Below are 12,897 nucleotides of genomic sequence, written 5' to 3'. Positions count from 1 at the left end.
GTCATGCGCACCTTCGGCGTGGAAGAAGAACTGCTCATAGTGGATCCCGAAACAGGGATGCTGCTTGCCCTCGCCGACGTCATGCTGCCCGGCCTGGTGCCGCCGAAGCAGGACGCTGCCCTTGTTGTCCCAGGGCAGCAACCCGTCCACGACGGCGGCGCCGACTTCAGTTACGAGCTCAAGCTCGAGCAAATTGAAACCCAGACGCGGCCATGCCTGGACTACCCTGAACTTCTCCGACAGCTCAGGCAGGGCCGGGCGCGGGCGGACCGCGCCGCCCGCGCACACGGCGGCCGCGTCGCGGCCCTGGCCACTTCTCCCCAGGGCGCCGCCACACACCTGACGCCGAACAAGCGATACATGACCATGCAGCAGCGCTTCGGGCTCACGGTCCGGAACCAGCTGACCTGCGGCCTCCACGTCCACACCCTGGTGGAGTCCCCGGAGGAAGGCGTGGCCGTCATGGACCGGATCCGGGACAAGCTGGCCGTGCTGATAGCCCTCAGCGCGAACTCCCCGTACTGGAACGGTGCCGAGACAGGATTTGAAAGCTACCGGACGCAGGCCTGGAACCGCTGGCCCGGGTCCGGTCCCACCATGATCTTTGGCAGCCTGCCCGTCTACCGGCGGCTGGTGACCCGGCTCGTGGAAAGCGGCGTCCTGATGGACGAGGGGATGGTCTACTTCGACGCCCGGCTGGCCCGGCACCATCCCACCGTGGAGATCCGCGTCGCCGACGTCTGCCTGCGGGCGGAGGACGCGGCGCTGATCGCCGTGCTGGTCCGCGCGCTCGTCGAGTCGGCGTCCCGCGAATGGAACGACGGCGTCGATCCCGCCCCCGTGCCGACGCTGCTGCTGCGGATGGCCGCCTGGCAGGCCAGCAACTGCGGTCTGCGCGGGGAACTGCTGGACTTCGGCACCTTTACCCCGGCCCCGGCCGCCGACGTGGTCCATGCCCTGGTGGACTTCGTGGCCCCCGTGCTGGCGGAGCAGGGCGAGCTGGACCTGGTCCGCGAGGGCGTCAGCCGGATCCTGGCGGAAGGAACGGGTTCGCAGCTGCAGCGGGAGCCGTTCCACGCAGGTGGGTTGGCCGCCGTCGTCGAACGCGCCGTCGAGGTGACCACGGAGGGAAGCGCGGCCGTGGAGGCTGACCAGGATTCGTCGCTGGGCGGGGCCAGCCGGGGCTAGACCTGCTTGAGCGCCTGGCCCAGGTCGCGGATCAGGTCCTCGATGTCCTCGAGTCCCACGGAGAGTCGCACTACACCGTCGCTGAGCCCGATCGCCGCGCGGCCCTCGGGCCCCATGGCGCGGTGTGTTGTGGTGGCGGGATGGGTGATGAGGGACTTCGAATCGCCCAGGTTGTTGGAGATATCGATGATCCGCAGGTCATCCAGCAGCGCGAACGCGGCCTCCTTCGCCGAACGTCCGGCTGACGGGGCGAGCTCGAAGGTCAGCACGGTCCCGCCGGCCTTCATCTGCCGTGCGGCCAGTCCGTACTGCGGATGGGACGGCAGCAGCGGGTACTTGACCCAGCCGATCGCGGGCTGCTCCTCGAGCCATTCCGCCAGCCGCAGCGCGGAGGCGGAGGAATGGTTGACGCGCAGGGCCATCGTCTCCAGGCCCTTGGTCAGCACCCACGCGTTGAACGCTGAGAGTGCCGGGCCGGTGTGGCGCATGAGCTGCTTGACCGGGCCGTCGATGAATTCCTTGGTGCCCAGGATCGCGCCGCCGAGCACACGGCCTTGGCCGTCGATGTGCTTGGTGCCGGAGTAGACCACCACGTCCGCGCCGAGCTCCCCGCAGCGCTGCAGCAGTGGGGTGGCAAAGACGTTGTCGACGACGACCGTTGCCCCGGCGGCGTGCGCCAGTTCGCTGACGGCGGCGATGTCCACGATTTCCTGCATCGGGTTCGACGGCGACTCGAAGAACACCGCCGTCGTGGGTTCCGACAGCGCAGAGCGCCACTGCTCCAGGTCCGGGCCGTCCACAAACACCGTCTCCACGCCCCAGCGGGGAAGGATCTCGTTGAGGATCACGAAGCACGAGCCGAACAGCGAGCGGGCCGCGACAACACGGTCGCCGGCGGCCAGGAGGGCGCCGAGGGCGGTGAAGACGGCGGACATGCCCGAGGCGGTGGCGAAGCAGGCCTCCGTGCCTTCGAGCAGCCGGAGCCGTTCCTGGAACGTGGCCACCGAGGGGTTGCCGTAGCGGGAGTAAACGAAGCGCTCGTCCTCGCCGGTGAAGGCGCGCTCCGCGGCGGCTGCGGATTCGTAGACGAAGCCGGAGTTCAGGAAGACCGGCTCGGACGTTTCCTGGAAGCCGGTGCGGTCGAGTCCGCCGCGGACGGCCTGGGTGTCGGCGCTCCAGCCGGCGGCATCAGGGTTGAAGGTCACTTAGTGCCTTCCGGGGTTGGTGGGCAGGCCGCGGTTCTTCCAGCCGTTGACAGTGCGGTCACCGTGGCGGTCCGGCTCGCCCTCGAAGCCCTCCAGGACGTTGTAGGACGTGAAGCCGGCGTCCGTCGCGGCGATCGCGGCGGCGATGGACCGGGCGCCGGAACGGCACAGGAAAACCAGCTCGGTGCCTTCGCCGTCGGGGGTCTGCTGTTTCAGCTGCTCGATGAACCGCGCATTGGGGAGGCCGCCGGCAAGGTTCCACTGGATGAAGAGCGGAGCGTTCGGCCTGGTGCCGGCAGCTGCGGTGTCCGGGATGCCGATGTGGGCCCATTCGCCTTCGGTGCGGACGTCCACCAGGATGGCGCCGTCCTCCAGCTTGGCCCAGGCTTCCTGCGGGTTGAGGTCCCCGGCGTAGCTCACGCGTGGCCCTCGCCGTCGAACTCAAGGTCATCCACGGCATTGGCGACGGCGGCATCGGCGCTGGCAACCGCGGCCGGCAGCACCACGGCTTGGGCCACGATGACGTTGATGCCGTTGTACGTGGCGGACGGGTTCCCGTGCAGCACATAACCCTCGGCGAGGGCGGCCGAGACCCGCTCGCAGAAGGCCCGGTCATCGGGGCCGGTAAACAGGCGGTAGGCCAGTTTCTCTTCGGCGGCGCCGGGGACGGCGGGGGCTGTGGTGGGTGCTGTATCGGGGACAGCGGGGGCGGACGCGTCAGGCACGACGGATCTCCTTCTTTCACGCTTGCAGCTCGAATTTTCGATGTGCCGAGTATTCACCTGAGGCACCCCGCCGCGAAAGGGAGGGTTGCCGACCGGCCAGTCAGGGCTTGGCGCCGGTTCTCATTACTCACCAAAAACGTAACACCCGCGACGCCGGCAGGCACCGCCGCGCACGTCATGTTAAGTAACGGAATCCGCCGGACCGCAGGGACCCAATCGGCGCTCCCGGGAGGATAATGACGGGAGATGCAGTCCCTTAACCCCGGATGAAATCAGGTGGCCGTGAACGCGTCGGATGCCCCTACAGCCAGCCCCATGCTGCATTTCGGCTGGTTCGTGGGCCACGGCTTCGGTGTGCAGGGCTGGGGTACCCCCGGTTACGGGATCGGCTACGACTGGAGGAAGCCGGCGCTGTACCAGGACGCGGTGCGGGCCTTTGAACGCTCCGGGCTGGACCTGTTCATCATCGAGGATTCCCTCACCGTCCCGGACACCTACGGCGGGAGCGCGGAAGTTTCCCTGGCCCAGGCGTCCTTCGCGCCGAAACACGATCCGCTGGCCCTCGTGCCGTACCTGTTCTGCGCCACGAGGCATCTGGGCATCGTGCCGACCATCAGCGCCTCCTTCTACCCGCCGTTCACCGCGGCGCGGCTGCTTGCCACGCTGCAGCACTTCTCCCACCAGCAGCTGGGTTGGAACGTGGTGACCTCCGGCAGCGACCTCGCCGCGCAGAACTACGGCCTTGACCAGCAAATCGAACACGACCGGCGCTATGAGAAGGCCGAGGAATTCGTGGACGTGGTGCGGCGGCTCTGGCGCAGCTGGGAACCGGACGCGATCCGTGAGGACACCGAAGACGGCGTTTTCGCGGACCACACTAAGGTCCACCCGATCAACTACGACGGCGAGTTCTTCAAGGTCCGCGGGCCGCTGAACACCGCACCGCTGCCGGAGGAACCCGTGCTGGTGCAGGCGGGCGCCTCCCCGCGGGGCAAGGCCTTCGCCGGGGGCAACGCCGACGTCGCGATTGCGCTGGCACGGGGAGCGGACGGGATGAGGGCGTACCGGAACTCCATCCGGGCGGAAGCCGCCGCCGCAGGCCGGAACCCCGACGACGTTAAGGTGCTGTTTGTCCTCAAACCCACGGTGGTGGGCACGCAGGCGGAAGCGGAGGACCTGAGGGCCCGGCGCAGGGAACTCACACAGCGGGACATCGACAGCCAGCTCAACTCCATCTCCTATCTCTCCGTCATCGACTTCAAGCAGTTCGACCTGGACGCCCCGCTGCCGGAACTCCACACCAACAGCAACCAGGGCACCCTCGACCACTTCACCAAGGCCGGGCCGCCGGGCTCCACACTGCGCCAGCTCCTCCAGGCCCGCAGCGGCGGCGCCGGGGACAGCATCATCGGCACCGCCGAGGAGATCGCGGATTACCTCGAGGGCACCGGTTCGCAGGTGGGCGGCGACGGCTTCCTCTTCTCCGGGTTCGTGGATCCCGTGACCGTCCACGGCGTCCTGGACCGGCTGACCCCCGTGCTGCGCCGCCGCGGGCTGTTGCGGACCAGCTACGGCGACGGGTTCCGGCGGAACCTGCTGGATTTCTAGCGCCATGCACGCCGCGGCAGCAACCTTCCTCATCGGCACGGCCCGGCTGCACGCCCGGGAGGTCGCAGCGGCTGCCGCGGACCCTTCGGTCCTTGTGGTCCTGAGCGAACAGGCCCTCGAAGTGCTGGGCCGCTCGCGGGAAGTGGTCCAGCGGGCCATCGAGTCCGGCCACAAGGTGTATGGCCTCAATACGTTGCTGGGGTCCGGCCGCGACACTGCCGTGGCCGAGGAATCGATCCTCGCCTACCAGGTCCAGGTGGTCCGCTACCACGACAGCGGCGTCGGAGGGATGCTGGACGCCGCCGAAGCGCGCGCCACAGTCCTCGCCCGGCTGATCGGCTTCAGCCGCGGAGGCTCGGGGGTGCGCCCCGAGACGGCCCGCTTCTACGCCCGGCTGCTCAATCGCGGCGTGCTTCCCGCCATTCCGCGCGACGGCTCCGTGGGATCCTCGGACCTGACCCAGCTCGCCGCCGTCGCCGCCGTCGCCATCGGCGAGGGGCGGGTTCTCTCTCCGGACGGGCCGCCCGTCCCCGGCGGCCAGGCGCTCGCCGCCGCCGGACTGGAGCCGCTGACCCTGGCGCCGGGGGAGGCCCTGGCGCTCGTCAGCGCCAACTCCTACTCGATCGGCGTGGGTGCGCTCCTGCTGGGGCGTCTCCTGGGCCTGGCGGACCTGGCAGACACCGCGCTGGCGCTCTCCCTGGAGGCCACCGCGCGGTACGACGGCGGCGGGAACCTCAGCCCCTTCTCCGCGGCCGTGCAGGCGGCCAAGGCCGTCGACGGCCAGGCCGTGTCCGCCGGCAACGTCCGCCGGCTGGTTCGCGGCGGATGGCTGGAGCAGGACGGCCGTGACGTCTCGGTGCAGGACGCCCTGTCCTTCCGGGCCGCGCCGCAGACCCATGGCGCCTACCGCTGGCAGCTCAGCGCGCTCGAGGAAGCCCTCGAAGTGGAACTCAACGGACAAGGCGACAATCCGTTGACCGACCTGGCCTCCGGGCGGATGGTGTCCGGCGGGAACTTCCAGCCCATGCAGCTGGCCCTGGCTTTTGAGGCCCTCCGGGTGGGCCTGGCCCACCTCGGCATCAGCAGCGAACGCCGGATCGCCAAGCTCTATCCGCCGCAGCGCCGGATCCGTCAGCAGCACCTTGCCGCGGCGAGGGACGGAACGGCCCTGGAACGCGAGCAACTGCCGGGTCTGCTGTGGTACTCGGCCGCCGGGCTGCTGGCCGAGCTGAAGACCCTCGCGGCGCCGGCCACGCTGGGGGCGCCCACCCTGTCCGCCGACGTGGAGGACCATTCCACCCTGGCGCCGTTGGCCCTGCAGCAGCTGGAACGCTCGGCGGAGGCGGCCGAGAAGCTCTTCACCATCGAGGCGCTGACCGCGGCCTACCTGCTGTCCCGGGCGGGTGCGGGGGGCGGCGGCGCCGCGGGTGACGGCGCGGTGGAGCCGGCGACGCGTCCGCTCGGGGCTGGGACCGGTGCGGTCCAGGCTCGCCTGGCCAGGGTCCTGGCCCACGGCGCGGACAGCGGCCTGCCGGCGTCGGAACTGCTGGACGCGGCGCGCGGCGCTCTGCGTTCGGCGCTCGCGGAACCAGCTGCCGGGGAGGAGAGACGCCATGACGGGGAAGCACACGGTAGCGGAACTGCTGCCCAATGATGCGGACGCCGTCCTGGCCCAGGTGGGGAACACCCCGTTGGTGCGGCTGAGGGCCGTCGCCGGCGGCCTGGCCAGCGCGGTCTACGTCAAACTCGAATCGGACAACCCGGGCGGGTCGATCAAGGACCGGACGGCCCTGAGTATGATCCGGGCCGCCGAGCGCAGCGGCGCACTGCAGCCCGGCGCCACAATCGTGGAGAGCACCTCCGGGAACACCGGAATCGGGCTGGCCCTGATCGGGGCGCTGACCGGGCACCCGGTGGTGGTGGTGACGGGCGACTCGATTTCCGCCGAGAAGCTCGCGGCCCTGCACCGCTACGGCGCCCGCGTGGTGGTGACGGACTGGGATGCGCCGTCCGGATCGCCGGAAAACGCGAGGTCGGTGGCGGCGCGGATTACCGCGGAGACGCCCGGTGCGTGGCGGCCGCTGCAGTTCGACAACCCGGCCAACCCGCAGGCCCACTACGACGCCACGGCGCCGGAGATCTGGGCGCAGACCGGCGGCACGGTCACGCACTTCGTGGCCGGAGTCGGCACCGGCGGGACCATCAGCGGCACCGGCCGCTTCCTCAAGGAACGATCGGCCGGACAGGTGGAAGTCATCGCGGCCGATCCCTTCGGTTCGGTGTACAGCGGCGGGCATGCGGGACCGATCCTGGTGGACGGGGTGGGGAACACCTGGCCCGAAGCCGACTGGCCCAAGGTCTTTGACCGCGCCGCGGTGGACCGTTTCCTGCGCATCCCCAACGACGAGGTGTACACCACCGCACACCGGCTGCTGGACGCGGAGGGCCTGTCCCTGGGCCCGTCCTCCGGACTCGCGGTGGCCGCCGCACTCCGCGTGGCACTCGCAGCACCGCGCGGCTCGGTGGTGGTGGCCATAGCCCCCGACGCCGGAAGCAACTACGTGAGCAAGGCCTTCAATCCTGTCTGGCTGGCCGAAAACCACATCCATCTCTCCGGAGCAGCCCGCGACGAGTAATCGCAGGGAATTGCGGCAGGAATAGCGCGCTCCGGGTAGTCGAATTAATCAATGCGAGTACTACCCGCCCACGTATTGAATTCAGAACCAGAAAGTTTCGAGTAACGCCTACTCGGGCCTACTGATAGGCGACTCGACTTTACTGAAGAGCAAGTCCAAGGTCTCCAGAAAGTCTCACATGCCACGCAACATGCCGGGGGGGGTAATCGCGCTGTGCAACATAAGCGCTGGTCAACACTCAGACGTGCAAGTGCCGCCGATTTGCGGCTGCGCTGTTTGCCGTCCTGCGTCCTGCCGGAGATGCCCTGGACTTGCTCCACGAATGGTCCACCTTCCGCACCCAGGCCCGGCTCTTTCGCGCGGCCTTATCTGACGTTCTGACGCTCTATTCCCGGTCCAGCGCTGAGGGCTGCCGGTACTTCTACGAAGGAATTGAATTTCATGGTCTCGATATATGTCTTGATGATTGTTTTCCTGATCACATTCTTGGTTGCTGCCGCCGTCGGCCGCTCCTGGTTCCATCGCCGGCTGCGCCGGCCCGAGTTGCTGCGACAGGTTTCCCTCGGTGTGGGCGGCACACTGCTCGTGACGAATCTGGCATGCTTCCTCCTCGAGGCAACGCCGTTCTGGCGGACCGCGAACTTCACCGCAACCGTCGGCGGCCTCGCGGCACTGGGTGTGGTCATGACGGCCCTGCGCACCGGGGGAGTTCCGGCCCGCCAGCCCCGCCGTGTCCTGGCAATCGGCGCCCATCCGGATGACCTTGAACTGGCCTGCGGGGGGACCCTGGCCAAATTCGTGGACTCCGGACACGAGGTCCAGGGGCTCGTCATGAGCGACGGCAAGCGCGGCGGGGACGCCCTGGAACGTTCGCTGGATGCGCAGCGCGGCGCGGCGTTCATGGGCCTCACCGGGATGGCCCACCACAATTTCACCGACACGGAACTCAACCGGCACAGCCAGGAGATGGTCGGTGTCATCGAGGCCGCGATCGCCCGCTACAACCCCGACATCATCCTGACGCACTCCAACCATGACCAGCACCAGGACCACCAGGCCGTCCACCAGGCCACGCTGCGGGCAGCCCGCCAGCACCACTCCATCCTCTGCTACGAGAGCCCCTCGGCAACGCGCGAATTCAATCCGAGCGTATTCGTCGATATTGACGACTACATGGATGCCAAGGTCCAGGCGGTCAAGATGCACAGCGACCAGCTCACCAAGCCGTATATGACCCCCGAGCGTGTCCGCGGCATTGCTTCCTTCCGCGGCGGGCAGGCCCGGCGCAGGGTCGCCGAAGCCTATGAGCCCATCCGCCTCCTGAACACGGAACTGGAGAAGCTGTGAAGCCCCGCGTCCTGGTCACCGGCGCGGGAGGGCCCGCGGGCCGTGCCGTCGCCGCCCAACTGAAAGACCGCGGCATTCCCGTCCTCGGCACCGACATCCGCGAGCTTCCCGCCGGGGCGGGCCTCACGGTGGTTCCCGTCCCGCCCGCCTCAGACCCGGACCTGGTTTCCGCGCTTCGCAGGATTGTGGTGCAGGAGGGCATCAACGTGATCATCCCCACCGTCAGCGAGGAACTCCCGCAGCTTGCGGCGTACCGGGCGGCGTTCGGGGCGGAGGTCCGCGTGATTATTGGGGATCCCGGGCCGGTGGCGCTCGCCGACGACAAGCTCTTCACCGCCTGGCAGCTGCACTCGGCCGGAGTCCCGGCGCCGCGCTTCGGGGTGCCCGGCGACTATGCCGACGCAAACGCGGCCATGGCCGCGCTGGGGGGACCCATCGTCGTCAAGCCCCGCGTCTCGCGAGGCGGGCGCGGCGTGACGGTCATCGACGGCAGCACGGAGGTGGACTGGCACCGTCTCCCGGCCGGGCAGATCGTCCAGGAGTTCATCCCGGGCGTCGAGTACGGTCCCATGGTGTTCGGCACGCCCGCGCACAACGTCGCCGCACCGTTCGTCGTCGTGGTGGAGAAAACGGAGTTGGCGCAGGGCAACATCGGGAACGCCGTCACCACCCGCCGGACCGACGCGGGCGAAGCGATCGACGTCGGCAATGTGGCGCTTGCCGCCGTCCGCGCACTGGGCCTCACCGGCCCGGTGGACGTGGATGTCCGCCGCCGCGCGGACGGGACCCCCGTGGTCCTGGAGGTGAACGCCCGGTTCGGCGCGAACAGCGCACGGGCCCCGGAACTGCTCGACGCCGTGCTGGCGTCCTTCGCCCTCCCATCCTTCAATCCGGCATCCTTCCGGCAAAGCACAGGAGCGTACGCCAATGTCCTGGTTTGAATCATCCTTCGCGGCAGCCCTCCCCGGAGCGCAGCTCCTGCTCCTCGTGCTGGGCCTGCCCGTCCTGGTCTTCGGGCTCGTCAAACTTCTGGTGCTGCCGCTCTCCGTCTGGTTTGAAATCCGCGCTGCCAGGCGGCGGCGGCGGGAAGCCCCTACGCTGCACGACGAATGGCCCAGCGTGTCAATCATCGTGCCCGCCTACAACGAGGCAACCGTCATCGAGAACTGCGTCCGATCGATCCAGCTCACCCGGTATGACCGGTACGAGGTGATCCTGGTGGACGACGGCTCAACCGACAACACGGCAGAGCTGATGGCAGGTCTCGCCGCCGGGGATGCGCGGATCAGGGTCCTGACACAGGCCAACGCAGGCAAGGGAGCCGCCCTGAATCTGGGAATCCGCAACGCGACCGGCGACGTCCTGATGTTCGTTGACGCGGACGGTATCTTTTCCCGGTACACCGTCGAGAAAATGCTCCAGGGCTTCGAGGACGGGCGCACCGGGGCCGTCTGCGGCGATGACCGGCCGGTGAACCTGAACCGGGCCCAGACCCGGATGCTGGCCTTCATCAGCCACATCGGCACCGGTATGGTCCGGCGCGCACTGACCGTAATCGGATGCCTGCCTATCGTCTCCGGCAACATTGGCGCTTTCCCGCGCAAGGTTGTGGAGGAAATCGGGCTGTTCCGCGAAGACACCGTGGGCGAGGACCTGGAGCTGACCTGGCGGGTACACAAGGCGGGCTACCGCGTTATCTTCACGCCGCGGGCGCTGGTCTACGCCGAATCCCCGTCGACCATCCGGGCCCTGTGGCGGCAGCGGGTCCGGTGGGCCCGCGGCCTGCTGCAGACCATGGCCGTCCACAGGGGCATGATCGGCAATCTCCGGCACGGCAGGTTCGGCGCCTACCTGTTGTTCAACGCCATCACCATGGTGGTCCTGCCAGTGGTCCAGATCCTGGTCCTCCTTGACCTGGCGTTCCTCCTCGCTCTGGGCTACAGCCCGCTCGGCGGCGACGCCTGGGCGTTCCTGGGCTGGCTCGGCATCATCGTGACGCTCGTTCTGACGGTGTGCGCCCTGGGCATGAACCGGGCATGGAAAGACCTGCGGCACATCTGGGTGCTGCCGCTGATCCCGTTGTATTCCGTGTTCACCAGCCTGACCATGGTCGCCGCCCTCAACCAGGAGCTGCGCAGGAAGGAAGCCCGCTGGAACAAGCTCACCCGGACCGGAATCGTCAGCGTGACTGTCCCGGCGCCACGCGCGGAAGCGCGGGCTTGAGACGGGCTGTGGGCCTCCTGTCCGTGCTGGCCCTCGCCGTGACCTCGTGTTCCGGGCCGCAGGAGGGGTCGAGTGCGGTCGCGGCGCCAGCCGAGGAACGGACCGTCGGCGTCGGTTACGAAACCGTCGTCGATGCCGCCCACACCCTGCCGGCCCTGGCCAAGAGGCTCGACGAGGTCAACGCCAACAGCGTGACCATCAGCGTCGGACGGCTGGACTGGACGGCTTTCCCCTGGGCCGCCTACCCGGAATTGGAAGCCGTCCCGGGCCGGGACCACGTCGCCGAGGCGATCAAGGCCCTCGGAACCGGCAGCGACGGCAGGAAGCGGAAGGTCACCTTAACCGTCGACCTGCTGATCCCGGGCTGGATCAGCACGAATCCCGGCCTGGCGGGCATCAACTTCGACGGCACCCGGTCCACGGACTTCGCCAGCGTTACCGCCCTCACCACCGGTCCGGCCGGGGAGCGGCTGGTGGAGTTCGTGGCCGAGGTGACCAAACGCTACCAGCCGGACGCGGTGGCCCTGACCGAACTGATGTTCGACAACAACACCTACGGGGGCGATGACCGCGATTCCTACATGCTGGCCAGCGGCGCCACCGACTGGCCGAGGCAGGCGAGCGGGGACATCGACGTCGGGCATCCAAGCATCGCGACGTGGCGTTCCGCGGCGCTGGCCTCCGTGGTGGCGAAGGCGGCGGCGGCCGCACACCAAAACGGGGCCACCCTGGACATGGACGTCAGGGCTCCGTGGGACGATCCGGCGGGCGACCGCACGGAGAGCGGTCACGACTACGGCCTCCTGGCCTCGGCCGCGGACCGGCTGGTGGTGTGGAACTACTTCGGGCTCAACGGCAAGGAGCCCGAATACTCCGCCGAACTGGCCCGGGCCATGGCGAAGCGCTCTCCCAAGTTCGTCATTTCGGTGGGGATGTGGGCGACGGGTGGCAGCATCTCCGCGGCGGACCTGGCAGCCGCGCTGGCGGCGTCCATCTCGGGCGGGGCGACCGCCGTCGCCGTCACGCCGTCCAGCATGCTCGACGACGACGCCTGGGAGGCGCTCCGGACGGCGTGGGCCTAGCCGGCCCGACAGGCGTGTCGTTGCCGTGGCGTTTGTCTTTCCCTTCGTGCAACGGATGTCGTAGGCTCTCGGCTATCGCGTCTGGGAGCGGTGCATGACCACATCACACAGGAACTGGGGACCTCCATGAATCTAAGAAGCATCACACCGGCCGCGCTCCTTCTCGCGACGACGCTGGCGCTCGCCGGCTGCGGCACGTCCTCAGCCGCCGGGGGCTCGTCTTCTCCGGCTTCGGGAGAATCGCTGGCGGCATCGCCGTCCGCCACGCCGACTCCCACACCGAAGGCGTACGCGGAGAAGGAGCTGGCCGCGATCATCGCCGGGCTGAAAGACGCCGCAGGCCGGCCGCTGACTGCCGTTCCGGCAAGCGAACTGGACCAGGGCATCGAATCGGCCGGCGAGATGATGGACGCCGCCAAGATCACTCCCGCGGAATGCGGCGCCCTTGCGGACAGCAGCGCGCAGATTCCCGAGGGCAGCACCTACGCCGCCGGCGGCGCCGAATCGGCCAAGGAGGAAACCATCACGGTGCTCACCCTCGTGGCGGTCACGGACCCGGAGCTCCTAAGCAGCAATGTCGAAGCCTCCGAGGCGAACAGCACGAAGTGTGCAAACTTCACGCTGGAGTTCCAGGGCCAGAAAATCACGAACACGACGAAAGTCCTGGACGTGAAAACAACCGGGGACAACTCGTTCAGCTCCCTCTCCACTCAGACGCTGCCCTCCGGGCAGGCCGTGACGACAGTCATGGTCATGGGATTGAAGGGAACGCTGTCGGCTACGGCCGTCGTAACGGGGATCGGGCTCACCGCGGATGCGTCAGTCGACTTGGCCCGTCTCGTCGACGAAGCCCTCGCCAAGGGCTGACACGCGGAACGCGGGG

General features: G+C 68.6%; 12 protein-coding genes and 1 riboswitch. Of the genes, 9 read left to right on the top strand and 3 right to left on the bottom strand.

Annotated elements, in window-relative coordinates:
• Nucleotides 1-3: 3 nt before the first annotated feature.
• Nucleotides 4-1,188: a glutamate--cysteine ligase gene (locus AC6EUH_RS11970; protein ID WP_056430850.1), complete on the top strand. Its 1,185-nt coding sequence runs from the start codon at nucleotides 4-6 to the stop codon at nucleotides 1,186-1,188.
• Here AC6EUH_RS11970 and AC6EUH_RS11965 read toward each other — a convergent pair.
• From AC6EUH_RS11965 to AC6EUH_RS11955, 3 genes are read right to left on the bottom strand one after another with little or no spacing between them, the layout of a single operon-like run.
• Entirely contained in the window at nucleotides 1,185-2,393 is a 1,209-nt protein-coding gene (locus AC6EUH_RS11965; protein WP_056430849.1) for an O-succinylhomoserine sulfhydrylase, read from the bottom strand. The two genes, AC6EUH_RS11970 and AC6EUH_RS11965, sit on opposite strands and share 4 nt — an antisense overlap.
• A complete protein-coding gene (locus AC6EUH_RS11960; RefSeq protein ID WP_499738765.1) occupies nucleotides 2,394-2,813 on the bottom strand; it encodes a rhodanese-like domain-containing protein in 420 nt (139 codons plus the stop codon).
• A complete protein-coding gene (locus tag AC6EUH_RS11955; protein WP_499738786.1) occupies nucleotides 2,810-3,037 on the bottom strand; it encodes a DUF1737 domain-containing protein in 228 nt (75 codons plus the stop codon). The genes AC6EUH_RS11960 and AC6EUH_RS11955 overlap by 4 nt, the downstream gene beginning before the upstream one ends.
• 94 nt (nucleotides 3,038-3,131) lie before the next feature.
• Nucleotides 3,132-3,246, bottom strand: a riboswitch (SAM riboswitch).
• Nucleotides 3,247-3,433: 187 nt separating this feature from the next.
• On the opposite strand from AC6EUH_RS11955, the gene AC6EUH_RS11950 reads away from it, so the two are divergent.
• The 8 genes from AC6EUH_RS11950 (at nucleotide 3,434) to AC6EUH_RS11915 (ending at nucleotide 12,881) form a co-directional block, all read left to right on the top strand.
• Nucleotides 3,434-4,726, top strand: a complete 1,293-nt coding sequence (locus AC6EUH_RS11950) for an NtaA/DmoA family FMN-dependent monooxygenase (protein ID WP_499738764.1) — start codon at nucleotides 3,434-3,436, stop codon at nucleotides 4,724-4,726.
• 4 nt (nucleotides 4,727-4,730) lie between these two features.
• Nucleotides 4,731-6,380 carry an aromatic amino acid ammonia-lyase gene (locus tag AC6EUH_RS11945; protein ID WP_056430843.1) on the top strand — a complete coding sequence of 550 codons (1,650 nt, stop codon included), beginning with the start codon at nucleotides 4,731-4,733 and terminating at the stop codon, nucleotides 6,378-6,380.
• Nucleotides 6,340-7,362: a PLP-dependent cysteine synthase family protein gene (locus AC6EUH_RS11940; RefSeq protein ID WP_499738763.1), complete on the top strand. Its 1,023-nt coding sequence runs from the start codon at nucleotides 6,340-6,342 to the stop codon at nucleotides 7,360-7,362. The genes AC6EUH_RS11945 and AC6EUH_RS11940 overlap by 41 nt, the downstream gene beginning before the upstream one ends.
• Nucleotides 7,363-7,803: 441 nt before the next feature.
• Nucleotides 7,804-8,709, top strand: a complete 906-nt coding sequence (locus AC6EUH_RS11935; protein WP_162238827.1) for a PIG-L deacetylase family protein — start codon at nucleotides 7,804-7,806, stop codon at nucleotides 8,707-8,709.
• Nucleotides 8,706-9,650, top strand: a complete 945-nt coding sequence (locus AC6EUH_RS11930) for an ATP-grasp domain-containing protein (RefSeq protein WP_499738762.1) — start codon at nucleotides 8,706-8,708, stop codon at nucleotides 9,648-9,650. The genes AC6EUH_RS11935 and AC6EUH_RS11930 overlap by 4 nt, the downstream gene beginning before the upstream one ends.
• Nucleotides 9,637-10,932, top strand: a complete 1,296-nt coding sequence (locus AC6EUH_RS11925; protein WP_499738761.1) for a glycosyltransferase family 2 protein — start codon at nucleotides 9,637-9,639, stop codon at nucleotides 10,930-10,932. The genes AC6EUH_RS11930 and AC6EUH_RS11925 overlap by 14 nt, the downstream gene beginning before the upstream one ends.
• Nucleotides 10,929-12,014 carry a hypothetical protein gene (locus tag AC6EUH_RS11920; protein WP_499738760.1) on the top strand — a complete coding sequence of 362 codons (1,086 nt, stop codon included), beginning with the start codon at nucleotides 10,929-10,931 and terminating at the stop codon, nucleotides 12,012-12,014. The genes AC6EUH_RS11925 and AC6EUH_RS11920 overlap by 4 nt, the downstream gene beginning before the upstream one ends.
• A 126-nt stretch (nucleotides 12,015-12,140) precedes the next feature.
• Nucleotides 12,141-12,881, top strand: a complete 741-nt coding sequence (locus AC6EUH_RS11915; protein WP_499738759.1) for a hypothetical protein — start codon at nucleotides 12,141-12,143, stop codon at nucleotides 12,879-12,881.
• Nucleotides 12,882-12,897 lie beyond the last annotated feature (16 nt).

This window comes from Arthrobacter sp. 001422645, assembly GCF_059816125.1.
Note: the sequence above shows the minus strand (reverse complement) of the source record. Positions and strands in the feature narration are given on the sequence as shown.

Excerpts from the sequence above, each read along its gene's own strand:
- AC6EUH_RS11935 (WP_162238827.1), top strand. The coding sequence starts at position 7,804 with ATGGTCTCGATATATGTCTTGATGATTGTTTTCCTGATCACATTCTTG.
- AC6EUH_RS11945 (WP_056430843.1), top strand. The coding sequence starts at position 4,731 with ATGCACGCCGCGGCAGCAACCTTCCTCATCGGCACGGCCCGGCTGCAC.
- AC6EUH_RS11950 (WP_499738764.1), top strand. The coding sequence starts at position 3,434 with ATGCTGCATTTCGGCTGGTTCGTGGGCCACGGCTTCGGTGTGCAGGGC.
- AC6EUH_RS11925 (WP_499738761.1), top strand. The coding sequence starts at position 9,637 with ATGTCCTGGTTTGAATCATCCTTCGCGGCAGCCCTCCCCGGAGCGCAG.
- AC6EUH_RS11915 (WP_499738759.1), top strand. The coding sequence starts at position 12,141 with ATGAATCTAAGAAGCATCACACCGGCCGCGCTCCTTCTCGCGACGACG.
- AC6EUH_RS11970 (WP_056430850.1), top strand. The coding sequence starts at position 4 with ATGCGCACCTTCGGCGTGGAAGAAGAACTGCTCATAGTGGATCCCGAA.
- AC6EUH_RS11940 (WP_499738763.1), top strand. The coding sequence starts at position 6,340 with ATGACGGGGAAGCACACGGTAGCGGAACTGCTGCCCAATGATGCGGAC.